We start from the raw sequence: 25,544 nt of genomic DNA on the forward strand, positions 1-25,544 counted from the left end.
TGTTTGGTCGCCAGGTTACTTTGTCAGTAGCGTAGGCGTGAATGAACAGGTTATAGCGAATTACGTTAGGCATCAGGGCGAAAAGGATTCTGGTCAACTCCGCATGGAGTTGTAACAGTAAGTACCCTGTGCATGCACGGGGGTATCTACTCTTGTAAAGTAAGATTGCTTCCTACTCCGTAACTCCAGATAATGAGTGAAATTTGTAAAAGGAGCTCATTATGATTCGCTTAGCGGTTATTGGAACCAACTGGATTACCGATCAATTTATTGAAGGCGCATTAAAAACAGGCGCTTTTAAGCTGACGGCGGTCTACTCGCGCAGTTTCGATAAAGCAAAAGAATTTGCAGCGAAATACGATTCTCCGGTTTTATTTACCGATTTAGTCCAGTTAGGGGAGTGCGATGAGGTTGACGCAGTCTATATTGCAAGTCCTAATGCACTGCATGGTCCGCAATCGATTCAAATGATGGAGGCAGGTAAGCATGTCATATGTGAAAAGCCTTTGGCATCAAATTACCCACTAGCGCAGCAGATGTATAAAGTGGCAGACCAGCAAAATGTCATTTTATTTGAAGCATTTATGACGCCGCATTTGCCAAATTTTGCTGTTATTAAACAGCAGTTATCGCAAATTGGTGCTATTCGCAAAGCGATGATTAGCTACTGCCAATACTCATCTCGTTACCCTAAATATTTAAATGGCCAAAGACCAAACACTTTCCTGGCTGAATTTTCTAATGGTTCCATCATGGATATTGGTTACTACTGTCTAGGTTCTGCGGTTGAATTGTTTGGTGAGCCAGACTCAGTTCAAGCCCAAGCTCATTTGTTGGATACGGGGGTGGATGGCAATGGCAGTGTCATTTTAGGATATAAAGGTTTTGATGTGGTGTTAATGCACTCCAAAACTAGCGATTCTTACTTGCCAAGTGAGATCCAAGGTGAAGAGGCTGCGTTGCAAGTTGAGATGATTTCTATCTGCAATCGTGTCACAAAAATTAGTCGCAGTGGCTGTCGTGAAGATTTAAGTGTTGATCAACAAACGAATCGCATGTTTTATGAAGCTCAGAAATTTGCCGCGCAAATCCAGCGAAACAGTATTGATGAGCAATGCAAACAACGTTCACTACTGGTGTCCAAATTATTAACGGAAATACGCCGTCAAACCGGAGTGGTTTTCCCTTCCGATAAACAGTAATACCAATCGTAGTAAATAACTGGTCATCCTAGCTTGTTTAAATACTCGATAACAGCGTTAGAATTTTTGATTGTAGAATAGCTACTTATCGAAAAATTTCGCCTTGCTATCAAGCATTTTTTCTACGCTATTTCGGAACACTGACTTACGGTGATTGGTATAATTCACAGCCAATGAATAAGAGATCAAGTGATGCAAGCAGAAGTTAAGTGGGTTGAAGATTTTAAATTTTTAGGGCAATCACAATCGGGTCACTCTATTGTGATGGATGGTAGTGGCGGTGCGAGTGCACCAAGCCCAATGGAAATGGTTCTGATGGCCGCTGGTGGTTGTAGCTCTGTCGATGTAGTTGATGGTTTGAAATCGGCCAAGCAAAATGTGACATCGTGTGTTGCTAAATTAACCACAGAGCGCCACGACACAGCACCGCGTATTTTTACCGCGGTAAACATTCATTTTGAAGTTTCTGGAGAAAACCTTGACCCTACCGTGGTGGCAAAGATAGCTCAAGATTCATTAGAGAAATACTGCTCAGTCTGTTTGATGTTAGGTAAAGGTGTGGTGATGACCCATAGTTGGGAAATCATTTAATTCGCCATGAGCTATGTAAAAAGGGGGAAAATGTACGAGTGACATTTTCTCTTTTTTCTTTTTTATTTCAGCGTACTCTGGCTTTTTATTGCGATGAGGAGTGAAAAGATGACTGAAATGGAAAAAATGATGGATGGACAAATCTTTGATGGTGCCGATCCTGAAATAGATAGAATTCGTTGCAAAGCGGTTCAATTGCAAGTTCAAATTAACCAGTGTTGTGATGCGTCGCAGCGTTATTCATTACAGCAGCAGCTGTTCGGTGTCATTGGTCACAGCGTTGTTCAACCTCCTTTCCACTGTGAGTTTGGTGAAACGATTCACATTGGTGACGAAACCTTTATCAATATGAATGTCACTATGTTAGACGGTGCTTGTATTACCATCGGCAATCATGTTCTTATTGGCCCTAATACTCAATTTTATACACCTTCTCACTCTTTAGATTATCGCAGTCGCCGTTTATGGGAGACGTTTTGTAAACCCATCGTAGTGGAAGATGATGTTTGGATTGGCGGTAACGTGATTGTTAACCAAGGTGTCACCATTGGTGCGCGTTCGGTTGTGGCGGCCAATTCTGTGGTTAATCAAGATGTGCCACCCGATACACTGGTTGGTGGTACACCAGCCCGAGTGATTCGCTCATTAAAAGAAGTCAACAGTCTCTCAACCAGTTAAATAACAGCGAGGAAGGTCATCATTGAAACAACATAAGCACACCTTGTTTGGTGTGGCTGCCATTTTGCTATGGAGCTGTCTTATGGGGCTCACCCGAACAGTGGCTGAGCAATTTAGCCCAATTGGGGGGGCTGCTTTGATCTACACAGTGAGTTCTATATTTCTCGTGCTAGTGATGGGTTTTCCTAAGCTAAAGCAATTTTCTTTACGTTACTTGCTGATTGGTGGCGCGCTTTTTGTCAGTTATGAAATTTGCTTAGCGCTAGCACTTGGCATGGCAAATGACCGTCATCAAGCGTTAGAAATGGCAGTTATCAATTACTTATGGCCAGCACTGACAGTGTTGTTGGCTGTTATTGTTACTCGTAAGCCAATTTATTTATTCGTTTACCCGAGCGTTGTATTAGCTTTTGTGGGGGTGGCGTGGACGATCGCTGGTGATGATGGCTTTTCTATCGAACAGTTTTCTCGCAACATCGCCACTAACCCAGCGACTTATAGCATGGCGTTTGCAGGAGCGATTATTTGGGCTGTGTATTGCAATATCACCAAACAGTTAGCGAATGGACAAAATGCAATTATCGTCTTTTTTATCGCCACAGCCAACGCACTTTGGATTCAATATTTCTTCAGTGATGAACGAGCGTTAGTATTTACACTCCCTGCTACTTTAAATTTAGTGATCACTGGTGTGGTTATGGGCAGTGGCTATGCGTTGTGGAATGTCGCGATTATTCGAGGAAACATGCTGTTACTGGCTACGCTTTCCTATTTCACTCCTGTCATTTCGACGTTATTTTCTTCGGTTATATTGGGAGTGGTGCTCGGTGTCAGTTTTTGGCAAGGTGTCGTGATGGTCACCATTGGTTCATTAATGTGCTGGTGGGCGACAAAAGATAGATCGTCATCTGTTAAAGAGAGCGAGGCAACACAAGCAAGCTAGGCGAATCGGCTATTAGAAACAAAAAGACCTCACCATAATGGTTGAGGTCTTTTTTATGAAGGTTTGTGACTATCGTGCAATGTTCATGTTTAATTGCAATTCAAAAGGCAGTTTCGATAAACGCTTATGTAACGAACGACGTGTACTTTCAATATCTTCGATAGCAATCATTTCATTCTCTTCTGGGCGAATATCTACGTTTACCCATAACTCGTGGCCTACTTTAGTCACGGAAGTCAATTCAATCTCTTGGTCTGATTCTTCACCTGCGGCTATTACGCCTTGGTCAACTGTGTTACAAATTTCTTTGCTCGCCGACATCATCAGTAATTCACGCATCGCGGATTTGAGCATGTCGTAAGGCACTTTAATAAAATAAAACGACATTAATAACATCATTATTGGGTCTACATATACGGCATACACCGCATAAGGTGACATTGTCACTAAAAAGGCCACTAAGAAACCTACGGTTACCACGACACTTAATAGCGTGTCCATTTGCCACTGCTTCGTTTCTGCTTCGATTAAGCCAGAAGAGTAACGCTTACTTTTTTGAGCAATAAACCACCAGGCAAAGCCACAGCCAATAACATTGATTGCGCCAAAGAGTGTTGCGATAGAAGCATCCACTTCGCGCCCACCAGTGAATAATGCAACGACAGCTGAGTAGAGCGAATAACTCACTACTAATAAAATCACGCTGGCCTTAATTGCAATTACGGCTGGTTCAAAAACAGCCCTACCCAATGGAAATTGAGAATCTGAAGGTTTACGGATATAACGTGAAGCCACCAGCGACAATAATGTTAACAGCAAGCTGACCAGTGAATAGACACCATCAAACACGATAACTAATGAGCCGACAAGCATACCTACCACTAAACCACCGCCAGCAAAGCCAGAAGCCAAAAGGGCTGAAATCGTTAATACACGATTTTCGTTATTTCTTGTTCGAGCGCACATAAAATAATACCTGTTGAAAACATAGTGTTATTTTGGCTGAAAACCCATTTTTGACAATCGTTAAGTGAGCATGATTGATAGTGGAATCAATGCAAAATTATTATTTTTTTAAAAACAAAGAGTTACGCATTGTCTTTCTGTCAGTTTTTTTGACGCTGACTGCTTGAGTCTCGATTGGATTAAAAATCAAACAAGTAATCGCTGAGTTTATCCGCCAACCAATTCATTCCAGGATGTTCCGACATGCCTGTTGCGGTGAACATGCAATAATCTTCTTGGGTTAAACCATAAGTATGCTTGATTACCGTTAGTTTTTGTTCACGCAAATAACGGCGAATAAGTGGCTCGGGCAAAACTCCCCATGCATTTTCTGTCAAAATGGTATTGAGCATGTAATCAAAACTAGAGAAACCGATGTATCGACGTGAAAAAGGTTGTAGCTCTGGATTATCCTTCTCATTAAGGTAAACCATCACCGCTTGCATTGCTTTGCGGAGTTCTTCATCAGTTACACGTTTAATCTTGGTCAGTGGATGGTCACTTTTGCACACTGACATCATGCGGATTTTGCCCAAAGGCTGGTAGGTAATTCTGGGGTCATTGATACGCTCATAATCAACGCCAAATGCGAAGTCAACTTGGTGAGTCGCAATTAAGTTGGCTAAGTCACCGCTCGATGCGAGTACTAAGTTGAATGACGTGGCTGGAAAACGATTATTGAGCTGATGCGCAAAGTCTTGCCATAGTGCATCGGGTAGTGAGTCATCACGGGCTATCCACATTTCAGCGTTAAACCCTCGTGAGACTTGAGTGCAGGTGTGCTTTATCCGCGCAATTGTCACCAACACGCTTTCACAATCTTTGTAAATCGCTTTACCTGCTTCCGAAAGCGTGAGGTTATTACCGGTTCGCACAAACAGGGCAGTATCGAGCTCTTTCTCTAATGCTTTTATTGCCATACTCAGTTTAGTGCGGTTACATTCTAGCTGCCGTGCCGCTTCAGAAACTGATCCAGTTTCTGCGACGGAACAAAATGCTTCAATTTGCGAGAGATTCATAAAGACTCGAAGATATAGTAATCACAAGTGACGATAGTCAGCGGATCATAAACAATTTTCAGTTGGATGCCTATCTGTCTGTTTTCTCGCCAAATGAAATAAGCGCCCCATTTATTGAATAAGATTGCGTTGTAACGCTATGAACGTCACATAGTTTTGGTTTACTCTTGGCAATATTACCCCAATACAAGAAGTAATACGGAGGCCATGATGGCGAACGAATGGGATGAGTACGCAGCTGAGTGGGAACAGGATGAGTCCACAACTATTTTTGCACAGAACGTTTTTCAGCAGCTTCAGAAGTTAGCGTCACTCAATGGCAAACATGTTTTTGATTTTGGCTGTGGTACGGGTTTATTGAGCCAATTGATGTCACCACAGGTAAAGGATATTGTCGCATTAGACAGCTCGGAAGCGATGATTGAAGAGTTAGACAAAAAAGAACTGTCTAATGTTGAACCTGTGGTTGATTTCTTGACCCGTGGTTTAGTCGCGCAGCACCCTGCCTTTCGTAAGCAATTTGACCTTGTCGTTGCTTCTTCTGTTTGTGGTTTTGTGCCGAATTTGAGTGAAGTGCTCACAATTATTCATTCCTTACTGGATGACAACGGCTTATTTGTGCACTGGGACTGGTTAGTCGCAGAGGATGATCCTGAATACGGTCTTAGCCAACGTCAGATCGAAACACTACTTAAAGATGCAGGTTTTAGTCAGGTTGAAACCTCAGTGGCTTTTGAAATGCAAACAAAAAATGGCCTAGCGCCAGTTGTGATGGGTGTGGGTCGTAAATAATCCTTTCATCCTAGTTCACGATTTTATCTCGGTATTTTCCCTTAGAAACCGCGCTGTAAAGCGCGGTTTCTTTATGCGTGTAGCAAAAAATTTACTTTCTTAAGTTTCCCTTAAGTTTCATTTCTTATTCTCACTATGAAATCAAAGTTAGAGGGTGAACAAATGAAAGATCTCTTACGAGCAAACACGCTAGTGTTAGAGATGGTTGAAAAAGACCACCCAAAACGTAAAGAAGTCGAAGCGTATATTGGTGAACGGTACGCCCTAGCGTTTGACGCGAAACTCAATAGTTTCATGCCAACGTTTCTTGCTCTGCTCGATCACGACCATATCCAGTCTTTATGCGGTTTTCACATTGCCAGCAATGAAGCCTTGTTTCTTGAACAATATTTAGATGAGCCAGCGGAAGCCATTCTATCTAACGTTTTTAGCCAAGACATTGGCCGTTTAGGCTTAATAGAAGTGGCCCCAATTTTCGGACATGACTTTAAGTGATTGATCTGTTTTGATAGTGCCCAACAATACAGGGACAGATTATGATTAGAAAACGTAGAAACCACTCTCCTGAGTTTAAAGCTAAGGTGGTTCTCGATGCCGCTAAAGGTGATAAAACCGTCGCTGAGTTAGCTCAGAAATACAACCTGCACGCTAACCAGCTCTCGACATGGAAAAAGGAGCTGCTTGAAAACGCAGCCATGATTTTTGCCTCCGAAAATCACTCAGGAAAAGAGAGTTCCGAAGAAGTGGACAAACTTCACGCCAAGATCGGTCAATTGACTATGGAAAATGATTTTTTGGCCAAAGTGCTCGGTCGTTAAACCGAGCCCAACGAAAGAGTTCGCTGGTTAAATCCACCCCATTGCCAATAAAGCGCCAATGTGAGCTGCTCAATATTGTTCGCTCTACCGCTTACTATCAACCCATCGGACTCTCTGCTGAGGAGATTGCGTTGCGCCGTATGATTGACCCGTTTATGGGCAGTCGGCGTATTCGAACTGAGCTGGCTAAGAAGGGCCATAGCGTTAATCGTAAACGTGTTGTTCGACTCATACGCGATATGGGGATTGGGGCGATTTACCCCAAGCCCAAAACGACGCTGGCGAACAAAGCACACAAGGTGTATCCCTACCTGTTGCGTGATATCGAAGTTACTTACCCAAACCAAGCTTGGGCGATTGATATCACGTACATCCCAATGGCAAAGGGGTTCCTGTTTATCAGCACAGAGTTCACACAGAAGTTAATTGAACATGACATACGTATAAGCATGGATGGGAAAGGCCGTTGGGTTGACAATGTTTTCATTGAACGATTATGGCGAAGCCTGAAATATGAGGAGGTTTACTTAAAGGCTTATACGACGCCTCGTGAAGCCGAGCTTGAAATTGGTAACTACATGGTGTTTTATAACGAAGAGCGTAACCATCAAGGACTCAATAACCTCACTCTGATGAGGCCTACTTCGGTAGGCAAAGATACGCAGCATGAGCAGGATCAACCACTTAAGAAATGAGCTTATGTGTCCAACCATCGGGGTCCACTTCTAACAATAGGGGTCAGCGTATTGCTGACCCCTATTGTTTTCAATGCTTATCTCATTCTAGTAATCAATTACTCAACTAACTAGGCTGCCTGAGCTGTTCACACAACCATCTAATGGCTTGGTCGTTCATGCTGGGCTTATTCCAAACTAAACTGTAAGCGACAGTACCGTAATTAAACGGAAGTGGTTTGGTGACTAACTGCTGTGCTTGCAAAGCCTGTTCTGCCCATTTTTTAGAACATGTAAAGAGATAGTTAGTGTGTTGGCAAAGTACCGCTGCCGAACCGAAGTCGGCAACGGTAATAGGAACTCTTCGCGCATGATGGTACTGCGCTAGGTTCTTTTCAAAGAAAGGCTCAGAGAGCTCCTTATCTAAAATACCAATATGTGAATAATCTAAATACTGCTCGGTGGTTAATATTTCATTAGCCAGAGGGTGGTTCTCTCCCATTAGACAAACCATTTCATCATATTCAAGTACTTCCCATACCAATTCTTTATCGCGAGTGGGTGGTTGGCTAATATCGTGTGGTAGTAAAATAAAGTCGACTAAACCGCTTTGTAGAGCATCAAATCCATAGTGCTCTTTTGAGTAAATCGTAAAGGAAGCGTTGGGTGCCTGGTTGGATACAACATTGGCAAGTTTCGAAGCAAACACTTCGAAAGTGCTTTCTCTCATTGCAAGGTGATACTGACCTTGGTGGGCAATGGGCTCAAAATCAGCATGGTGTAACAAGCCATTCATACTCGACAAAATGGAGTGAACGGTCGGCCCCATTTGCAGTGCAAACTGGGTCGGAATCAAGTGGGTGCCGTCTCGGTAAAATAGCTCATCTTCCATGAGAATGCGCAATTGTGACAAACACTTACTGATACTTGATGGGCTGACACAAAGCTGAGTTGCTGTCTGTGTAACGCTACGCGTGCTTAACATGATGTGCAACGTGGTTAGGTGCTTTAAACTGATTCTCGAAAGATGAATGTAATCCATAAATAAAGACGAAGTCTCCCTCTATTTTGGTGAAGCATATCACTGAGTAGTATGTTAATGACATTTTAATATACTGGCCATGATGTATGGTGTCACAACTTTCCTCCTGTTATTTCTATTATTGGTTGTTTATTCTGCTTTATGTGATGCTTATAATAGTAGGAAGAAGAGTTTTTGTTGCTATTGCACTGGTTATTTGTTGAAAAAGAGCTGGTGAATTTCACTTAGCACTTGAGTATTAGCGATAGCGCCAAGGTTGTTAACGGTTTCATTGTGGATGGTCTGTTTAACAGCCAGTTCAACCAGTTTCCCCGATTTTGTTCTGGGAATATCACTAATAGCATAAATTTGAGCGGGTACATGGCGTGGAGAGCAGTGGGTGCGAAGTCGTTGTTTGATTTCATTGATTAAGTTGTCATCCAGTTCTGAGCCAGCGGCAAGCTGTACAAAAAGAATGATGTGTTCATCGTTATTTACTTTTTGACCGACAGCGATAGAGTCAATAATTGACGTAAGTGCGTTGACTTGTTGATAAATCTCCGCAGTACCGATACGCACTCCTCCTGGGTTTAACGTCGTATCACTGCGCCCATAAAAACGCATGCCTTTATTTTCAGTCCATGCTACTTCATCGCCGTGGTGCCAAATACCCGCATATTTATTCCAATAGGCGTGATGGTAGCGTTCGCCATCATCGTGCCAAAAACCTATCGGTTGGTTAGGAAAACTGTTACGACAGACCAACTCTCCACGCTGTTCAGTCGTTGGTTCACCATCTTGATTGAACACTGCTACATCTAATCCGAGCGCTGCGCCTTGGCACTCTCCTCGATAAACGGGGGATATGGGGTTGCCTAATACAAAGCAGCCGCAAATATCAGTGCCGCCGGAGATAGAAGCGAGATGTAAGTCAGCTTTGATATTAGAATAGACATAATCAAATTGCTCTGGATACAACACCGAACCAGTAGAGCAAAGAGTCTTTAGATGAGAAAGCGGGTAGTAATCGCTCGGTGAAAAGGCTGTCTTTTGCAGTGCTTCTAAGTATTTCGCTGACGTTCCAAACAAGGTGACCTCAGCCTCTTCGGCCAGTTCCCACAGCACACTAGGTTGTGGATACATGGGGTGGCCATCGTAGATCACTAATGTCGCACCACAGGCGAGCGCAGAAACATGCCAGTTCCACATCATCCAACCGCAGGTGGTGTAATAAAAGATGCGGTCTTTAGGTTGAATGTCACAATGTAGTTGATGCTCTTTGAGGTGGTTCAGCACTGTCCCGCCAACCGAATGAGCGATACATTTTGGCTTGCCTGTTGTGCCAGAAGAATAAAGGATAAATAGTGGGTCATTAAATCCAACTCGGCTGTAGTGCAAACCTCGTGGTAAGTAACTAGCGAAAATGGAATGCCAGTCAGAAAATCCGTCATTGATCGTTATGTTTACCGAGCGTTGCTGTAAGTATTCGATTTGGCAGGTATTTTGGATGCTAGAAATTGCGTCGACAATGTGTGTATTTTTCTCTTCCATTGAATGGGTTTTGCCATTAAAAGTATAGCCGTTACAGCAAAAAAGAATTTTTGGATTAACTTGCCCAAAGCGCTCGATCACACTGTCTACCCCAAAATCTGGTGAGGTGGCTGTCCAAATAGCACCTAAGCTGGTGGCTGCAAGCATAGCAACTAAGGTTTCTGGAATATGGGGTAAGTAACCAGCGACTACGTCGCCTTTTTCTACGCCATTTTGCTTTAACCATTGCTGAAGGATTGAGACTTGATCATTGAGTTGCTGCCACGTGATTTTCTGACTTTTCCCATTCTCATTTTTAAACCACACCGCAATGCCATCTGGTTGCTGGAAAGCGTAAGAGAGTAAATTTTCCGCGTAGTTGAGTTGTGCTTGTGGAAACCAGATCGTGTCACGTGCCGGGGTAAATTGTTCCCATCGTGATATACCTTCACCATAAATACAGTTACCGCGAAAGCCAATGACATCGCAAAACTGCCACACCTCAAGCCAGAATTGTTTCTTATCTACAATTGACCACTGATGAAGCTGTGAGTAATGCTCTATCGCTTCTCCTTGCATATTAATATGTTGAATAAATTGCATTAAGTTAGATGAGGAAACGCGCTCTTCACTAGGGATCCAAAGCGGATTGCAAGCGGGTGGATTTTCCTTATGCATGATAGCTATCCTTTACAAAGGCTGTGGCTGACGGAGTGGTAATTTATTCAAGTGTTGTTGCTCAACCTGACAAAGTCAAATATCTCCTTCATATTCATACTTATGATATTTAAGTAAAAAATGAAAATGTAAAAAATATGTTACATTTCCTGTGGGGTTAATATGCTGTGTAGGAATTGGCAGAGTTGAAGGGAGGCGATAGGCTTAATGTAACTAACTTGTTATGAGGTTCAGTGATGACTCAGTATCATTCTAAGCCATTAAATAGTAGAGGCTTGATCGATTGGAGCGGCGCTGAAGATGCTATTTGGCATGATTTGGTTTCTCGTCAAAAAGCGGTAATTCAACAGCGAGCTTGCCAAGCTTACTTGGATGGATTAGATCTGTTACAGCTTCCGAATGATTATGTCCCGCAATTGACCGACATTAACCGTATCTTGCAGCGTGAGACGGGATGGCAAGTTAAACCGGTTCCTGCTCTGATCAATTTTGATCGTTTCTTTGCATTATTGGCCGACAAAAAATTTCCAGTGGCAACATTTCTTCGTACACGAGAAGAGTTTGACTACTTACAAGAACCCGATTTTTTCCATGAAATCTTTGGTCATTGTGCCATGTTAACCCACCCTGATTTTGCAGTATTTACCCATAAATACGGCCAGTTAGGAGCAAGGGCTGATCACAAGCAGCGCGTCTATCTGGCTCGTCTATATTGGTTTAGCGTTGAATTTGGTCTAGTGCAAGAGCGTGGCGAGACGAAGATTTATGGCGGCGGGATCCTCTCTTCTCCAGGGGAAACGGTTTATAGCCTAGATAGCGATGTACCAAAAAGAGAGATATTTGATATTCAGCAGGTGCTGAGAACGCCTTATCGCATCGATATTATGCAGCCGATGTATTATGTGCTCCATGATCTCAGTGATTTATATCATTTAAGTCAACAAAATTTAATGTATCAAGTCGAGAAGGCCATGAAAACAGAGCTACTGACTCCATTATTTCAACCCAAGGAAGAAACACATGCTTGAAGAATTGCGTTGTGAAGCGTGCAGTATTGATGCGGTTGCTTTGACTGCAGAAGAGCAACAAAACCTACTCAAAGAACTAGACGGATGGACTTTAGTGCATCGCGGAGAAATCCCACAGCTTAAAAAAGTGTACCTGTTTAAAAACTTTAAACTGGCTTGGGCGTTTACCAACCAAATAGCACAATTAGCGGAAGATGAATTTCATCACCCTAGTCTTTTATTGGAATGGGGTAAAGTGACGGTGACATGGTGGAGCCATTCCATTAAAGGTTTACATCAAAACGATTTCATCTGCGCTGCCAAATGTGACGCGTTAATCGACTAGCTAATAGCCGATACAGTTCAACACCTGACCAGACATAAATATTTCCTTCATTTATGTCTGGTCTTTTTTATAAAAAAATTAAGCAGTTGTATAACTTGAAGCCACAGCGGTATGGGCTGAAATTTCAAGTTAGCTAGTACGGTAGCGACTCAAAATTTCACCCAGGTTGCGAGAGGCTTTAGCTAAGCTCGCAACACCTTGAGATGATTGTTGTGCAACACTGCGGATGGCATTTGATTGCGTTCGAATGTCGCTAAGTTCTGCGGCAATATCATTGGCGACAGAGCTTTGTTCCTCTGCAGAGGTTGAAATTTGCACGCTCATGTCATTGATCATTTTCGCGGACTCAGCAATCAAGTTAACGTTATTACCGATATCAGATACTAAATCACTGCTAGTTTGAGCTTGACTAACAGTTTGTTCGGTAATGCGTGCAATACCTTTACTTTCAGTTTGTAGTTTCTCGATCATTGCTTGAATTTCAACGGTTGCTGCCTGAGTGCGGCTAGCAAGTGTGCGAACTTCATCGGCAACCACTGCAAAGCCTCGGCCTTGCTCACCAGCACGCGCGGCTTCAATCGCTGCGTTTAATGCTAATAAGTTGGTTTGCTCTGAAATAGCGTTGATGGTGGTGATTACTTCGTTGATCTGAATCGTGTTTTCATTCAAGGTCGAAACTGAGTTTGACGCTTGAGCAATGAATTGCGAAAGTTGTGAAATTTCATTGATCGCTTGTTGAACCAATTGGTAGCTTTGTTCAACTTGCTTGGTATCGTGCTCAGATTGTTGGTTCGCTTGCTGAGAGATAGCTGATACTTCGTGTGCTGAGGCGGTCATTTCTTCCATCGCAGTCGCGACAGAATCAAGCGATGCATATTGGTTATTAATCTGTTTTTCACTCTCTTTCATTTCATTAGCGAAAGAGTCCGAAGTTTGTCCTAGCGTGCTCGCATTTTCTTTTACCGAAACAACCAACTCGGTCAATGTATCCATCGCATTATCTAGAGCGCAGCCAATGGTACCGAATTCATCACGACCTGGGTGAAAACCTAAACGAGAAGTTAAATCACCCTCTGCAATTTTCTGTGTGGTGGTGTAAAGCACCCACAGGGCACCACCAAGAAACGTAGCAACCCAATAAACAAAGATCGCAAATGGTACGGCCCATAAATAAGAGAGTAAGAAACTATTGAGGGCTTGATGGCGAGTTTCATTTTCAAGGCGAGACATATTTTCTGTTAGTGCATAAAATTTACCGTCACTGTGTTTTGCCGTTGCGGTCACAACCCCGTTTTTATAACTGGTTATGGCTGCTGAAGTTCGTGATTCGATACCAGGTATCGATTTTACATCTGTTGCGCCCGTCAATAAGCCTTGCAGTTTGTATTCGATAGCTAGCTTAGATTGTGCTTCGATATGTGTAAGCGTATCAAAATAACGATTACCCGCCATAAAACTTAAGGCGGTAAGGAATAAAGCGAAGATCACCCACATTTTGTCGTGTGTCGACATTTTAATAAATACGCGGTCAATCGTCCTGAATTGAACTTCTTTCATTGTTACTCCAGTATGCAAGAGATGAATAGACAACATTATAAATATAGTAATTTCTAATGTGTGCTGTCCGGCATAACTTTATGAAATGAATGTTGGAGTAAATATCAATAGTGAGATTTTGATCTTGTTTTTAAGCGGGAACGGTGAAGGTGGGAATCTTCCCACCTAAAACCAGCTTAACCAAGTGAGGGTAGAATTCCTAAACTGATGAACATTTGTGATGTGATGATCATCAAACCGATGGTTGCCGTCATAGTTAAAGCGACTTTACCACCTTTAACTTGATATCGGTTTTCGTCATTGTATTGTTCTTGGTTGCGCACTTTAATCACCATGACTACAGGTAAAAAGATGGCAAGAATCGTCAATGCAATCGCTGCGTAACCAAGCGCCATAATGAAACCTTGTGGGTAAAAAAGAGCGAATACCAAAGGTGGAACAAACGTAATAATAGCTGCGACTGTGCGGTTGGCTCCGATTTTCTTTTTCTTGATGGTGTCCCCCATGAATTCAAATAAACCGAGGCTTACCCCTAAAAAGGATGTCAGTAGGGCAAGATCTGCGAAAATACCAATAGTGCTACTTAAGTTTGACTGGTGCACCGTTTGTCCAAGGGTCACAATCAGAGTGCTTAGACCAGAGTTTTCAACCAGTTCTGGCTGACTTACAACACCCAGAGTCACCAATTGCCAAAAGATATAAATAACCAATGGTATTGCAGAACCACATAATATTGCTTTGCGCAGTGATGGTGTATCGCCATCTAAGTATTTGACGATGGCTGGAATACTTCCGTGAAAGCCAAAAGAGGTAAAAATCACAGGGATAGCAGCAACTACTAAGCCTTGCCCAAGTGGCATGCTTAGTAGGTATGATTGAGACACATTAGGTGCAAGAAAGGTGAGCACTGCGATCATCGCGATCATCTTTCCCGCAAAGAGTAAGCGGTTGACCTTATCAACGGTACTTGTACCCACAGTAACAATGACCGCAACCACTAACGTAAAAATAAGTGTGCCTAATGAATTACTGATGTCTAAATCTGCAAGATCGGTAAGTCTATGTGTGAACTGAGCGCCTCCGCCAGCGATATACGCTGCGCACAATGAGTAAAACAGAAACAACATCGCAAAGCTCGCCACCCATTTACCTTTCTCTCCAAGTATTTGCTTAGCAAGAGAGTGTAGCGTTGCATCTTTATCAGCATATTGATGGATCTCGACCATAAGTAGAGCAGTAAATGCCATTAATCCCCACAGAGAAATCATAATGAAAAGTGAAGTTGTAAAGCCGATACCCGCTGAAGCTAGGGGCAGAGCAAGCATGCCTGCGCCAATAGTGGTTCCTGCGATGATCAAAGTACTGCCGAAAATCTTTGATTGAGTCATGGTGTAAATATCTTTATACGGTTTGTGGTGTGTTAGGTAGTGGTAAATCGCTGTAAAAGCATCAATAACCTATGAACCTATCGATTTGTGGTTATTTTGTAGAACTTTCAATTTGTTTTCAATCTATTTGTACAAATTAAAATCCACAAGTGTATTTTTTTATTTACACCCGCGAGGTTTGATGCAAATAAAGCTAGTCGTCATCGTTTACCTATGATAAACCTCGTACATATGACAATTTTGACTGTCCGCTTTCAAAAATTTGTCATATAAAGCATCTTAAAAGGACCTTGTGGCGTAATAATTTTGCTCAAGTTAAATAAAAAGGAGGTCGACAATGAGTGACCAATACAAAAATGATGAGTGCCTAGAATGGCTAGATGCGATGGAAATCGGTTTCGATTTATCCGATTATGATACGGCTACCGATGAATGTGCACAGCACGTCAATAATGAATAACCTAGGCCAGCATTTTTGCTGGCTCTGCTGCTCGTTAAGTGTTTAATTTGATCATTGATTTTGAATAGGCTAAACACCATCCTCTCTGTTACAATCCGCGCCCTTATTTCCAATAGGTAAGCGCTCATGTCTGATAACTTAAACCCGTTCCAACGCTTGGGGCTATCTCTACCTTTAGTTAAAGCTCTAGACCATTTAGGCTTTGAAGCCCCGACAGAGATCCAATCTCAAGCTATTCCTCATGTTTTGGAGAAAAAGGATGTGATGGCAGGAGCTCAAACGGGAACCGGTAAAACAGCCGCATTTGGTTTGCCTATTTTGCAACGCTTTTTAGATGATCACAGCCCGCGAGAAGCAAACAGTAAAGTCATCCGCGCGTTAGTCTTGGTTCCAACTCGAGAACTGGCACAGCAAGTATTTGACAACTTAACCGCGTATGCAGCCGGTACGGTTTTGAAAGTCGTCACGGCTTATGGTGGCACTAGCATGCATGTACAAACGCGTAATCTCAGAGGTGGTGCGGATATTTTGATCGCTACGCCGGGACGATTGATCGATCACCTGTTTGTCAAAAATATCATTCTGACACGAACCGAAGTGTTGGTGCTAGATGAAGCAGACCGCATGTTAGACATGGGGTTTATGCCTGACATTCAGCGCATTTTGAAGCGTATGAATGAAGATCGTCAGACTCTATTTTTCTCTGCAACGTTTGATAATAAAATCAAGGCACTTGCACACAAAATGATGCGAGATCCTGTGGCACTGCAGATAACACCAGCCAACGCGACAGCTGACACCGTGAAGCAAATGATCTACCCAGTTGATAAGAAACGTAAGAGTGAGCTTTTGGCTTATCTGATCGGATCTCGCAACTGGCAGCAAGTACTCGTGTTCACTAAAACCAAACAAGGTAGTGATGCGTTAGCGAAAGAACTCAAGTTAGATGGCATTAAAGCAGCTTCTATTAATGGTGACAAAAGCCAAGGTGCGCGCCAAAAAGCGTTGGATGATTTTAAATCTGGCAAGGTACGGGCGTTGATTGCGACTGATGTGGCAGCGCGAGGCATTGATATCCGCCAACTCGAACAAGTGGTCAACTATGATATGCCATACAAAGCGGAAGATTATGTACATCGAATTGGTCGAACAGGTCGGGCAGGGCAGCAGGGCTTAGCGGTTTCGTTAATGAGCCGAGATGAAGAGTATCTACTTCAAGCGGTAGAAACATTATTAGATCAGCGTTTGCCCCAAGAATGGTTACAAGGTTTTGAACCTAGCTTATTGGAAGAAGTCGCTTCAGAGCACCATTCTCCCAAAAAGAGTCGTTCATCGGAAAAGCGTAAAATGAAAGCAAAATTAAAAATTCACGCTGGTCGTGGTAAACGATAAGGCGTATCCCTTATTGGGTCCAATCACAACCAATATTGTAAACCAGATCGCTGACATTTTTGGGTGACAGTTTTTGCGTTTCATCGATGTGGAATTTTGTCACCATTAAGTCATTAAACAGTTGCCAATGCCTAAGTAAGCATTGATTGATATCTTGAGTTTCATCTGACCAAGTTTCTTTTAAAAATGGTGTTAAGCTTGCCGCGCCATGCGCGTACATGATGATTTGCCACTTTATTTCCCAGACCGTGATCGCTGTTGCTGGAAACTCATGGTTATATTGCTTGGCGAGTTGTTCAATAATGCGTTGAATTTCACCTGCACTATCAATGAAATAATCAAATAGAGCGTCTTCCTGTCTTACTGCATCAGCAATAAATTGGATGGGTTGCTTGACGATAAGCATGTGTGCAAGTAAGCGGATGGTAAACAGATACAGTTGTTGGTTGACCGGTGTATTTTCTGGAATTTCTGCTATCACTTTGTGCAAGTAGTGCTCAGTATATTGATGTAGACCATCACTAATACTTCGCCAGATTTGCTCTTTACTGCCGAAGTGATGACGAAGAAGGCTATGTGATACACCTGCTTTATCGCTGATATTTCGTAGCGAAACACGAGCATAGCCAAATTGACAAAACAGCTCGGCAGCGACTATTAATATATCTCTTTTGGTCTGTTTGGCATCTTGGGCACTTCTTCGGCCTTGTTTTTTGGTCATATCACTTGCTCATTACTATTTTTACGAGGGAGTTGTACCAGATTTACGCATCAGATTCACGGAAAAGCACATAACGAGTCGCATAAATACGCAATAATGGTACGAAACGATGAATTTATACCCAAACCACTTGAAGTTGCAGGTAGGCGGCAAGTGAGTTCATCCCTATGAGTATAGATAAACTATGTTATTGGGGGGAACGAACGTAGCCAACACCGCTGCAACTTCAAGTCGGAAGAGTATAAATGGCGTGTGTTTTAATAATAGACGATCTCTGCTCTGGGAGGGCTAGTTACTAAGTGTGAGCATCTGTGTTTATGAGAGTATGAGCTCCTCGAAAGAAGCTCATGTCTTATTGAATATTTCTACCACATCAACAACGGTGAGTTGTTCAGAGATAAGCCGCAAGCTTTTCCAGCAGCAAATCGATATCGCAGCGTGATACATCTTTATGAGTAACAAAACGGATAGGATTACTTGGTGAGATTGTAATATCATCTTGCGCCAGTTTTCGCGCAATTGCGTCGATATCTATCGATTGATCTAATTTAGCGAATACTATGTTCGTTTGTACAAAATCTGGGTTAACGGAGAAGCCCGTTAGCTTAGCAAGCCCACAAGCTAAGTATTGCGCATTGTCGTGATCCGTTTTGAGTTGTGCTACTTGTTCGGTCAACGCCAGTTTACCCGCTGCAGCTAAAATTCCTGCCTGACGCATACCGCCACCGAGCATTTTTCTCAAGCGTCGAGCTTTAGCTATGTATTGTTTAGACCCTAATAACAACGAGCCGATTGGCGCGGCTAATCCTTTGGATAAACAAACCGTCATCGAGTCAAAGTATTGAGCAATCTCTTTAACATCTACCTCTAAGGCGACCGCAGCATTATAGACGCGCGCACCATCCAAATGCATGGCAAGGTTGTGTGTATTTACAAACTCTCTAGCCTGCGCTAAATAAGATAACGGAAGTACTTTGCCATTGATGGTGTTTTCTAAGCTGAGTAAACGTGTACGTGCAAAGTGGAGATCATCAGGCTTAATCGCCGCTTTTAGTTTGTTGAAGTCCAATGTGCCATCTGGATTATTTTCGATAGGCTGGGGTTGGATCGAGCCTAAAACGGCGGCTCCGCCAGCCTCATATTTATAGTTATGCGCTTGTTGCCCACACAAATATTCATCACCACGTTCACAGTGTGACATTAAGCCAAGCAAATTTGCCTGAGTACCTGATGGAGTGAATAAGGCTGCTTCGAAACCGTGGCGCTCTGCTGCCCATTGCTCTAATGCATTAACGGTAGGGTCATTGCCATATACGTCATCCCCAACCTCTGCTTTTGCCATCGCATCACGCATTGCTTGAGTGGGTTGAGTTACTGTATCGGATCGAAAATCCATGATATCTCCTATAAATAGCCGCAAAGCTTTGCTTTGCTTAAGCAGGTAATTGTTTTGGAATCAGTGATTTGGTCATTGATGATACGCTGTTCTAATTCCTCAATAGAAAGAAAAACAACCTCAATGACTTCATCATCATCACATCCTAAACGAGCAGTATTTGTTAGTTGTTTTGCCACGAATAGATATTGAATCTCATCGCAGAATCCGGCGAGCGGTGTCGCTTGACCTAAATTAATCAGTTGGTTGGCTGAGTAACCAGTTTCTTCTTCTAATTCTCTGTGAGCACACTCATGAGGTTGTTCACCTTGCTCGACAGTGCCTGCAGGGAGTTCCAAAAGCCACTTCCTAAGAGATGGACGGTATTGATTGATTAAAATCACTTCACCTTGTTCGGTAATAGGCAGAATAACGGCTGCGCCTGGGTGAACAATAGTGGTGTGTTGAATGGTTTTGCCTGTCGGAAGACAAACGCTTTCTTCGACCAGTGAAATAGTTTTCCATGTATGTATGGTTTTGCTCATGCAACTCTTCTATTTATGAAGCCAACGTTGGGAATTCGATTCGACTTCCCACCTTACTGATTTATTTTGCCAAGACAAATGAAAAATGATTTGGGAATAATCATTTTATTGCTGTTATTGGTGATATGTCTCGCATATTTGCAAACAATGATTCCATGAAATTTCATGTAAAAGAGATCTGCTATAAGAAGCGTTGAAAATAAAACTGTATTTGTAACAAAATGACAACAAATGTATAAAATTATTTATATATATACTATTCTGAGCCTCTTTGGAGCATTGACGTGATAAACCCTAATCCTGCATCTCATGCACAAAAAGCACTGCTTTCCGAGCGCATTAATAAGCTTGCTAAAGCCTTGTCTGACGGTGTTTATGAACGTGAAGATACCATTAAGCTTTGTTTGCTTGCGGCATTAGCGGGTGAAAGTGTTTTTTTACTTGGTCCACCAGGTATTGCAAAAAGTTTGATCGCTAAGCGCTTGATCCAAGCATTCGACAATAGCAGTTATTTTGAATATTTAATGACTCGTTTCTCAACACCAGAGGAAGTTTTTGGCCCTCTGAGCATCCAAGAATTGAAAGACAATGGCCGTTATATTCGTTTAACCCAGGGTTACCTTCCTACAGCTCAAGTGGTTTTTCTTGATGAAATTTGGAAAGCAGGTCCTGCTATTTTGAATACTTTACTGACAGTGGTAAATGAAAAAACGTTCAAGAACGGCAGTGATATTGAACGTGTACCAATGCGTCTCTTAGTCTCCGCTTCCAATGAACTACCTGACGAAGAGAGCGGGTTAGATGCATTGTATGACAGGATGTTGGTGCGAGTATTTGTTAACCGTATTCAAAATAAGCAGAACTTCAAATCAATGTTGACCGTTGGTACCTCACAAGAAGCACGAATTCCAGACGGGTTAGCCATTACGGATGAAGAATACCATTTATGGCAAAATCAGCTTGACAACTTACTATTGACCGATGACGTATTTGAGAAACTGTTTGAACTAAAAAATATGTTGGAACAATCAATAGCCAACTTTCCCACTGTGTCAAGTAGCGATATGTATGTGTCAGATCGACGCTGGAAGAAAGCGGTGAAGCTACTTAAAGCAAGTGCGTTCTTTAATGGACGAGATTCGATAAATCCATTGGATCTGCTTTTGTTACAAGATTGTCTGTGGAATAGCCCTGAATCACGCGATATTGTTCGTGATGTGATCCGTGAATTTGCGTTAAAACATGCATTTGATCAGCAAGACGTCGAACAGCAAATCGAGTTGTGCCGCGAAGAACTTGCCGACATCCAACAAGAGCTAGAGTCTCAATTTGCTATGCCTGTTTCGCTTGAAACCTCAACAGGCTTGATTAAAAAGCAAGTATACCAATGTGACACCACAGCGGCGAAAACCTACAAAGTTGGTTCAGCATTTGATTTAGTCAAACTAGTATTGCTGCAAAGTAACATGTCGGTATCGGAATCAGAAAAAGGTGATAGTCGTTGGGTGTATGTACCTAAAAATGAGCTTGAGCGAGTGATCAAAGACGGCAATGGTGATGTTTACGGCTACGTAAACCAAAACACCAATTTGTGTCGTTTGAAGTTTGAGCTGAGTGCCGACAACCACATAGTGATCAAAGACATTGCAAACCGTTCGGTGTTGATTAGTTTAGTGACAGAACAAGGTTTAAACGATGAACTCTATCAACAATGGATCTCGAAAGCCGATCAAGCTGTAATGCAATTACAGCATGCAGAGCATCATTTGCGTAAAGTGCGTTCCACGTTCCATGGAGCATTGCCGCATAATTTCATTGATCCTGAATTACCAACTGCGATGGAAGCGACGTTGCAACATCTACAGCAGTTACTTGAATCGACACAAATGGAATGTGAGAAAACGGTTCAGCGCTTTAAAAACCTCAATCAGTTTTTTGAATAAGGAGCTGAAATGCTTGGCGCAGATGGTTTGAATTTGGCGTTAATGATTGCTGATTCTGGCATCATTGATACTGCAGTGAATGACTTGCTGGCTCGTTCTCAGGTGATGATGGCTGATAATCGTGGTGTTTCAAGCACGGTTAAAAACCATCTCTCTAAGTGGCGGGGTAGTGTTAAAAAACGTATTACGCGGGTGTGTGAAACGGAACGCTTTCAGCAAGAGCTTGCGTTATACCAAGAAGTTATCCATTGGGATGAAGCAACTTTCTTTAATCAGATCAATGATGTTATCAAGAAATTAGAATGGCACTCAGCATTTTATCTTCAAGCTCGTCGTTTAATGGAAAACAATAAGGGGTTAACTAACCCCATGTTTCCGCATTTTTTTTGCGACCAATGGTATCAAAGTCTTTCTGATGCGATTAAGCAGGCGCAAGTCAATGAGCTAGAAAGTAACAAAGAAAAGGTATTAGCCGATTTATACCAGCGCATGGAAACCATGAAAAACATGGATAAAGTGACAGAATCTGGCGATGAGTCGAGCGTTGGCCGTTTGTGGGATATGGCTTCAGCCAAACTGAGTAAGACGGATATTTCTGTCATGAAACGCCATGCTGAGTTCTTAGTAAAGAATAAAGGCCTACAAGATATTGCGGAGCAATTAGGGCGAATGGCTGGAGAAGTTGATGATCCAGACCTAAACCAAGCCCCGGTTGAAGAGCTACAAATGGTGGAAGAAAAGTCTGATGAAGCAACGGATGACATTGTGGGGATTCATGAAAGCGATGATCTCAACAAACTTCTGCCAAATGAAACTATGTTTTTAGCTTATCCTGAACTTGAGGTTGTCTTTTACAAACACCTAGTCGATAAGCGGTTGATGAATTACCGCATGCAAGGAAAGTCACGTACGCTAAGAAAAGTAAAAGCCCATCGCCCTGAAAATAAACAGTATGATGTCGATAAGGGACCATTTATTGTTTGTGTTGATGCATCGGGCTCAATGAGCGGTTTTCCTGAGCAATGCGCTAAAGCGATGGCTTATGCTTTGATGCAGATTGCACTAGCAGAAGACCGTGAGTGCTATGTAATGCTATTTTCAACCCAGCAGATCACCTATGAATTAACCAAACAAGATGGTTTGCGAGAAGCGAGTAATTTTTTGAGCTACTCATTCCATGGCGGCACAGATCTAGAGCCAGTATTAATTCAGTCGATAGAATTGATGCAAGGGGATAAATATAAAAATGCTGACTTAGTGGTATTGTCAGATTTTATTGCTCCTAAGCAACCCAAAGAATTGCTCGAAAAAGTGGCTCAGTTGAAAGTACAAAAAAATCGCTTTCATGCAGTGAGTTTATCGAAATATGGTAACCCCGAATTGATGGTAATGTTTGATCATTGCTGGTCATATCACCCCAACTTAGTGGGACGGTTAATGAAAAAATGGTGAGCATCGGTATTTTAGATACTGAGGTTGTATTATTCTTGATCAAAAACTGGTTGCCAAATAATCGTAAGTTTGCTTTTTAACCACTTGATTCAAAGAAATAAAATTTATTGTTGACTCATTTTCTCAATCCGTTAAAGTACACCTCGTTCTCACGGGGAAGCCCACAAGAACCACAGTGCGACACTAGCTCAGTTGGTAGAGCGCAACCTTGCCAAGGTTGAGGTCACGAGTTCGAACCTCGTGTGTCGCTCCAAATTTTACGATGGTGTGTAACGTTTCCGTTTACGGCATCGCAATTCAGAATTGCGTGCCCTGGTGGTGAAATTGGTAGACACAAGGGATTTAAAATCCCTCGACTTTCGAGTCGTGCCGGTTCAAGTCCGGCCCGGGGCACCATCTCTTCTTTGTTCATAAGAACAAAATACAAACAATGGCGCGATGGCAGAGTGGCTATGCAGCGGATTGCAAATCCGTGTACCTCGGTTCGACTCCGGGTCGCGCCTCCAAAAAAAAAAGACGCTTTTTAGCGTCTTTTTTTTGGTTGTGACTCCAATCGGTTGATTCAAAGATAGAATTCTCGTTCAATGAATGTTCCGATCACCTTATCGTGCATCTTCTCCGATTTGGAAAAACTAATTGTTCTACGTACTAAACGTTTTAATCTGGAACGCTGGGTTAGATTGGTTCGCTCAATCCGTTGAGAGAACCTTTTGCCCACAACATGCTTTTCCCTTGGTAATTCTTTTGTGTAAACGTTGAAGCCATCGGTAAAAAAGAAGCTGATATCAAACGGCTTGAGCAAAGCGAGCAACGAAATCGCTGAAAGCCCGTTACTCCCTTGCCGTGTTTACGTACATGTTCAGTTTGGTTACAAAATCGACATTGAACTTGAATGGTAGCCATGATTTCTTGTTTGAGGGTGAAAAGGTTACCATTTTAACACAAGTTCTCCATGTTGGAGTCACGACCTAATCTTTATCCTGATACACCGGCGAATCATTTATCAATCTCGCTTCATTGTAAAAATATCATTTAATGTAAAAAGAGTGACGGGTGTTGAAGTTATGCACATCCGTTCTTACCTTCGCTCCATTCTGTTAACTTAATCATTCCAAGTAATGCTTCAAATATTAAGATGAAGGCTGATAAAAGGAAGCGATTATGACTGAGAAAAAAATCAATTGCATTATTTTTGACTGTGAAGGTACTTTGGTTGACAGTGAGCGTTTATGCTGTGAAGCCTTGGTTGAGGTATTCAATCAATTTGGAGCTGAGCTTTCTTTTAATCAAATCTGTAATCATTTTGAAGGTGGTAAGATAGCCGATATCTTAGTTCAAACGCGAACGTACGCCCAAATTGATGCCGATATTGATCTGCTCGAAAAGCGATACCGGGTTGAGCTCGACCGCTTATTTCAGCAGCGTCTATTACCTATGGAGGGTGCGCTGGAATTACTTAACTATCTAGATCAACAAGGTATTGAGTACTGCGTAGCATCTAATGCCTCTAAAGAAAAAATGGCTCTTATTTTAGAGCGTTGCGGTTTGAATACCTTTTTCGAAGGTCGTATTTTTTCTGCTTTTGAAGCGAACAGTTGGAAACCAGAACCAGACTTAATTCGTTATTGTGCGATGAGTATGGGGTTTCTAGTAGAAGAGTGTATTTATGTCGATGACTCTGAAAAAGGAGTCGAGGCGGGAGTCAACGCTGAGGTGCCAACTTTTCAGCTAGCCCCTCTAAATCCGAATGCTCGTTCTAAAGATTCGAATGTGGTGGTCATTAATTCATTACTGGATCTCAAGATCTGGCTTAGTGAACGTTGTGGGCAGAAGAATGAATATGCTTATAACTGATAGAGACCGCGTGAGTCGCTATCATTTTTCGAACACTTTGTAGGTTATCAGTTCGAAAGCCACACTGACCACAAATGAATTTTTCCTGGTTGTCGGAAATCAAGTACTCATCATGCTGGCAAAGTGGGCAGCAGTCGATCTCTTCTTGTTTTAGATTTATATGTTTCATATTGATATCTCGGCAGCAAAAGGAGAAAGAAGTTCTCCATATCTATAGAATAAACACTAATTGCTACACGCTGTTGGGAAACTTAATCTTAGTTTCTAAAATTAGACGCATTTCATACTTCATAGAAAAAATTGTCGAGGATTGTCTTGCTCTTTATTCTGTGAATACAGAAAACCACGGGTTTACCCGTGGATGAATGCCTTTGGAGACGGTACGATAGCTAAATGCAATATTATACCTCGTCCCATAGTGTTTATTACACTAAATATCACATAGTTTGGGTGACTAAGTACCGTCGGAAAATCCTGAATCCTGGTATGTGCAGCTACCTACGAAAGATTATGCCAAAGTTACTGCGAAGTTTACCTGGCGTTGAGATCGAGA

Annotated in this window: 23 protein-coding genes, 3 tRNA genes and 2 pseudogenes; 18 read left to right on the forward strand and 10 right to left on the reverse strand. The window is 42.3% G+C overall.

What is annotated here, in order from left to right; all coding sequences use genetic code 11:
• Positions 1-221 precede the first annotated feature (221 nt).
• The 4 genes from AACW06_RS16290 (at position 222) to yddG (ending at position 3,414) form a co-directional block, all read left to right on the forward strand.
• Complete coding sequence (locus tag AACW06_RS16290) at positions 222-1,202, forward strand: Gfo/Idh/MocA family protein (protein ID WP_192075872.1); 981 nt, start codon at positions 222-224, stop codon at positions 1,200-1,202.
• Positions 1,203-1,394: 192 nt separating this feature from the next.
• Positions 1,395-1,793 carry an OsmC family protein gene (locus AACW06_RS16295; RefSeq protein WP_192075891.1) on the forward strand — a complete coding sequence of 133 codons (399 nt, stop codon included), beginning with the start codon at positions 1,395-1,397 and terminating at the stop codon, positions 1,791-1,793.
• A gap of 108 nt (positions 1,794-1,901) precedes the next feature.
• On the forward strand, positions 1,902-2,471 hold the full coding sequence (locus AACW06_RS16300; protein WP_192075873.1) for a sugar O-acetyltransferase: 570 nt from the start codon (positions 1,902-1,904) through the stop codon (positions 2,469-2,471).
• Between the two features lie 22 nt (positions 2,472-2,493).
• A complete protein-coding gene (yddG, locus tag AACW06_RS16305; protein WP_192075874.1) occupies positions 2,494-3,414 on the forward strand; it encodes an aromatic amino acid DMT transporter YddG in 921 nt (306 codons plus the stop codon).
• Positions 3,415-3,483: 69 nt separating this feature from the next.
• On the opposite strand, the gene AACW06_RS16310 is transcribed toward yddG, so the two are convergent.
• A complete protein-coding gene (locus tag AACW06_RS16310; protein ID WP_192075875.1) occupies positions 3,484-4,380 on the reverse strand; it encodes a cation diffusion facilitator family transporter in 897 nt (298 codons plus the stop codon).
• Positions 4,381-4,559: 179 nt separating this feature from the next.
• Entirely contained in the window at positions 4,560-5,438 is an 879-nt protein-coding gene (locus AACW06_RS16315; protein WP_192075876.1) for a LysR family transcriptional regulator, read from the reverse strand.
• Positions 5,439-5,648: 210 nt separating this feature from the next.
• Here AACW06_RS16315 and AACW06_RS16320 point away from each other — a divergent pair, with 210 nt between their 5' ends.
• The 3 genes and pseudogenes from AACW06_RS16320 (at position 5,649) to AACW06_RS16330 (ending at position 7,718) form a co-directional block, all read left to right on the forward strand.
• Positions 5,649-6,230 (forward strand): class I SAM-dependent DNA methyltransferase, encoded by a 582-nt coding sequence (locus AACW06_RS16320; protein ID WP_053310481.1) that lies wholly within the window; start codon positions 5,649-5,651, stop codon positions 6,228-6,230.
• 162 nt (positions 6,231-6,392) lie between these two features.
• Entirely contained in the window at positions 6,393-6,725 is a 333-nt protein-coding gene (locus AACW06_RS16325; protein ID WP_192075877.1) for a thermostable hemolysin, read from the forward strand.
• 41 nt (positions 6,726-6,766) lie between these two features.
• Positions 6,767-7,718, forward strand: a pseudogene (locus tag AACW06_RS16330) (integrase core domain-containing protein).
• 131 nt (positions 7,719-7,849) lie between these two features.
• Here the strand turns inward: AACW06_RS16330 and AACW06_RS16335 are convergent.
• The gene (locus tag AACW06_RS16335; RefSeq protein ID WP_192075878.1) at positions 7,850-8,764 is read right to left on the reverse strand and encodes a LysR substrate-binding domain-containing protein; all 915 of its coding nucleotides are present in this window, start codon (positions 8,762-8,764) and stop codon (positions 7,850-7,852) included.
• A 192-nt stretch (positions 8,765-8,956) separates the two neighbouring features.
• Positions 8,957-10,951 (reverse strand): acetoacetate--CoA ligase, encoded by a 1,995-nt coding sequence (locus AACW06_RS16340; RefSeq protein WP_192075879.1) that lies wholly within the window; start codon positions 10,949-10,951, stop codon positions 8,957-8,959.
• Positions 10,952-11,187: 236 nt separating this feature from the next.
• Here AACW06_RS16340 and phhA point away from each other — a divergent pair, with 236 nt between their 5' ends.
• Together phhA and AACW06_RS16350 are read left to right on the forward strand one after the other, a co-directional pair.
• A complete protein-coding gene (phhA, locus tag AACW06_RS16345) occupies positions 11,188-11,979 on the forward strand; it encodes a phenylalanine 4-monooxygenase (protein ID WP_192075880.1) in 792 nt (263 codons plus the stop codon).
• A complete protein-coding gene (locus tag AACW06_RS16350) occupies positions 11,972-12,304 on the forward strand; it encodes a 4a-hydroxytetrahydrobiopterin dehydratase (protein WP_192075881.1) in 333 nt (110 codons plus the stop codon). Before phhA ends, AACW06_RS16350 begins: the two co-directional genes overlap by 8 nt.
• A 129-nt stretch (positions 12,305-12,433) precedes the next feature.
• Here AACW06_RS16350 and AACW06_RS16355 read toward each other — a convergent pair whose 3' ends face one another.
• Both AACW06_RS16355 and AACW06_RS16360 read right to left on the reverse strand, forming a co-directional pair.
• Positions 12,434-13,861 carry a methyl-accepting chemotaxis protein gene (locus tag AACW06_RS16355; RefSeq protein ID WP_192075882.1) on the reverse strand — a complete coding sequence of 476 codons (1,428 nt, stop codon included), beginning with the start codon at positions 13,859-13,861 and terminating at the stop codon, positions 12,434-12,436.
• Positions 13,862-14,037: 176 nt separating this feature from the next.
• Positions 14,038-15,249, reverse strand: a complete 1,212-nt coding sequence (locus AACW06_RS16360) for an aromatic amino acid transport family protein (protein ID WP_192075883.1) — start codon at positions 15,247-15,249, stop codon at positions 14,038-14,040.
• A 337-nt stretch (positions 15,250-15,586) separates the two neighbouring features.
• On the opposite strand from AACW06_RS16360, the gene AACW06_RS16365 reads away from it, so the two are divergent.
• Positions 15,587-15,709 (forward strand): hypothetical protein, encoded by a 123-nt coding sequence (locus AACW06_RS16365; RefSeq protein WP_255091333.1) that lies wholly within the window; start codon positions 15,587-15,589, stop codon positions 15,707-15,709.
• A 126-nt stretch (positions 15,710-15,835) separates the two neighbouring features.
• On the forward strand, positions 15,836-17,101 hold the full coding sequence (locus AACW06_RS16370; RefSeq protein ID WP_192075884.1) for a DEAD/DEAH box helicase: 1,266 nt from the start codon (positions 15,836-15,838) through the stop codon (positions 17,099-17,101).
• Positions 17,102-17,111: 10 nt separating this feature from the next.
• Here the strand turns inward: AACW06_RS16370 and AACW06_RS16375 are convergent, their stop codons facing one another.
• The 3 genes from AACW06_RS16375 to AACW06_RS16385 form a co-directional block, all read right to left on the reverse strand.
• The gene (locus tag AACW06_RS16375; RefSeq protein ID WP_192075885.1) at positions 17,112-17,822 is read right to left on the reverse strand and encodes a TetR/AcrR family transcriptional regulator; all 711 of its coding nucleotides are present in this window, start codon (positions 17,820-17,822) and stop codon (positions 17,112-17,114) included.
• A 391-nt stretch (positions 17,823-18,213) separates the two neighbouring features.
• The gene (gene ltaE, locus AACW06_RS16380) at positions 18,214-19,218 is read right to left on the reverse strand and encodes a low-specificity L-threonine aldolase (RefSeq protein WP_192075886.1); all 1,005 of its coding nucleotides are present in this window, start codon (positions 19,216-19,218) and stop codon (positions 18,214-18,216) included.
• Between the two features lie 8 nt (positions 19,219-19,226).
• Positions 19,227-19,742 (reverse strand): NUDIX hydrolase, encoded by a 516-nt coding sequence (locus AACW06_RS16385; RefSeq protein ID WP_192075887.1) that lies wholly within the window; start codon positions 19,740-19,742, stop codon positions 19,227-19,229.
• A gap of 284 nt (positions 19,743-20,026) precedes the next feature.
• On the opposite strand from AACW06_RS16385, the gene AACW06_RS16390 reads away from it, so the two are divergent.
• From AACW06_RS16390 to AACW06_RS16410, 5 genes are all read left to right on the forward strand, one after another.
• The gene (locus AACW06_RS16390; protein WP_192075888.1) at positions 20,027-21,685 is read left to right on the forward strand and encodes an ATPase RavA domain-containing protein; all 1,659 of its coding nucleotides are present in this window, start codon (positions 20,027-20,029) and stop codon (positions 21,683-21,685) included.
• 9 nt (positions 21,686-21,694) lie between these two features.
• Complete coding sequence (viaA, locus tag AACW06_RS16395; RefSeq protein WP_192075889.1) at positions 21,695-23,137, forward strand: ATPase RavA stimulator ViaA; 1,443 nt, start codon at positions 21,695-21,697, stop codon at positions 23,135-23,137.
• 177 nt (positions 23,138-23,314) lie between these two features.
• Positions 23,315-23,390, forward strand: a tRNA-Gly gene (locus AACW06_RS16400).
• A gap of 56 nt (positions 23,391-23,446) precedes the next feature.
• Positions 23,447-23,533, forward strand: a tRNA-Leu gene (locus AACW06_RS16405).
• 36 nt (positions 23,534-23,569) lie between these two features.
• Positions 23,570-23,643 (forward strand) — tRNA-Cys (locus AACW06_RS16410).
• Between the two features lie 56 nt (positions 23,644-23,699).
• Here the strand turns inward: AACW06_RS16410 and AACW06_RS16415 are convergent.
• Positions 23,700-24,040 (reverse strand): annotated as a pseudogene (locus AACW06_RS16415) (IS1 family transposase).
• Between the two features lie 258 nt (positions 24,041-24,298).
• Here AACW06_RS16415 and AACW06_RS16420 point away from each other — a divergent pair.
• Positions 24,299-24,991 (forward strand): HAD family hydrolase, encoded by a 693-nt coding sequence (locus AACW06_RS16420; RefSeq protein WP_192075890.1) that lies wholly within the window; start codon positions 24,299-24,301, stop codon positions 24,989-24,991.
• Between the two features lie 393 nt (positions 24,992-25,384).
• Positions 25,385-25,544 (forward strand): transposase (locus AACW06_RS21050; protein ID WP_443263662.1); only part of this gene is annotated, 160 nt, incomplete at its 3' end.

The sequence above is a fragment of the Vibrio sp. S12_S33 genome (assembly GCF_963889785.1).
GTDB classification, from domain to species: Bacteria; Pseudomonadota; Gammaproteobacteria; order Enterobacterales; family Vibrionaceae; genus Vibrio; species Vibrio aestuarianus.

What these genes read in the sequence shown, in the direction of transcription:
- AACW06_RS16290 (WP_192075872.1), top strand. Translation starts at nt 222, where the DNA reads ATGATTCGCTTAGCGGTTATTGGAACCAACTGGATTACCGATCAATTT.
- AACW06_RS16295 (WP_192075891.1), top strand. Translation starts at nt 1,395, where the DNA reads ATGCAAGCAGAAGTTAAGTGGGTTGAAGATTTTAAATTTTTAGGGCAA.
- AACW06_RS16300 (WP_192075873.1), top strand. Translation starts at nt 1,902, where the DNA reads ATGACTGAAATGGAAAAAATGATGGATGGACAAATCTTTGATGGTGCC.
- AACW06_RS16310 (WP_192075875.1), bottom strand. Translation starts at nt 4,380, where the DNA reads ATGTGCGCTCGAACAAGAAATAACGAAAATCGTGTATTAACGATTTCA.
- AACW06_RS16315 (WP_192075876.1), bottom strand. Translation starts at nt 5,438, where the DNA reads ATGAATCTCTCGCAAATTGAAGCATTTTGTTCCGTCGCAGAAACTGGA.
- AACW06_RS16320 (WP_053310481.1), top strand. Translation starts at nt 5,649, where the DNA reads ATGGCGAACGAATGGGATGAGTACGCAGCTGAGTGGGAACAGGATGAG.
- AACW06_RS16325 (WP_192075877.1), top strand. Translation starts at nt 6,393, where the DNA reads ATGAAAGATCTCTTACGAGCAAACACGCTAGTGTTAGAGATGGTTGAA.
- AACW06_RS16335 (WP_192075878.1), bottom strand. Translation starts at nt 8,764, where the DNA reads ATGGATTACATTCATCTTTCGAGAATCAGTTTAAAGCACCTAACCACG.
- AACW06_RS16340 (WP_192075879.1), bottom strand. Translation starts at nt 10,951, where the DNA reads ATGCATAAGGAAAATCCACCCGCTTGCAATCCGCTTTGGATCCCTAGT.
- phhA (WP_192075880.1), top strand. Translation starts at nt 11,188, where the DNA reads ATGACTCAGTATCATTCTAAGCCATTAAATAGTAGAGGCTTGATCGAT.
- AACW06_RS16350 (WP_192075881.1), top strand. Translation starts at nt 11,972, where the DNA reads ATGCTTGAAGAATTGCGTTGTGAAGCGTGCAGTATTGATGCGGTTGCT.
- AACW06_RS16355 (WP_192075882.1), bottom strand. Translation starts at nt 13,861, where the DNA reads ATGAAAGAAGTTCAATTCAGGACGATTGACCGCGTATTTATTAAAATG.
- AACW06_RS16360 (WP_192075883.1), bottom strand. Translation starts at nt 15,249, where the DNA reads ATGACTCAATCAAAGATTTTCGGCAGTACTTTGATCATCGCAGGAACC.
- AACW06_RS16365 (WP_255091333.1), top strand. Translation starts at nt 15,587, where the DNA reads ATGAGTGACCAATACAAAAATGATGAGTGCCTAGAATGGCTAGATGCG.
- AACW06_RS16370 (WP_192075884.1), top strand. Translation starts at nt 15,836, where the DNA reads ATGTCTGATAACTTAAACCCGTTCCAACGCTTGGGGCTATCTCTACCT.
- AACW06_RS16375 (WP_192075885.1), bottom strand. Translation starts at nt 17,822, where the DNA reads ATGACCAAAAAACAAGGCCGAAGAAGTGCCCAAGATGCCAAACAGACC.
- ltaE (WP_192075886.1), bottom strand. Translation starts at nt 19,218, where the DNA reads ATGGATTTTCGATCCGATACAGTAACTCAACCCACTCAAGCAATGCGT.
- AACW06_RS16385 (WP_192075887.1), bottom strand. Translation starts at nt 19,742, where the DNA reads ATGAGCAAAACCATACATACATGGAAAACTATTTCACTGGTCGAAGAA.
- viaA (WP_192075889.1), top strand. Translation starts at nt 21,695, where the DNA reads ATGCTTGGCGCAGATGGTTTGAATTTGGCGTTAATGATTGCTGATTCT.
- AACW06_RS16420 (WP_192075890.1), top strand. Translation starts at nt 24,299, where the DNA reads ATGACTGAGAAAAAAATCAATTGCATTATTTTTGACTGTGAAGGTACT.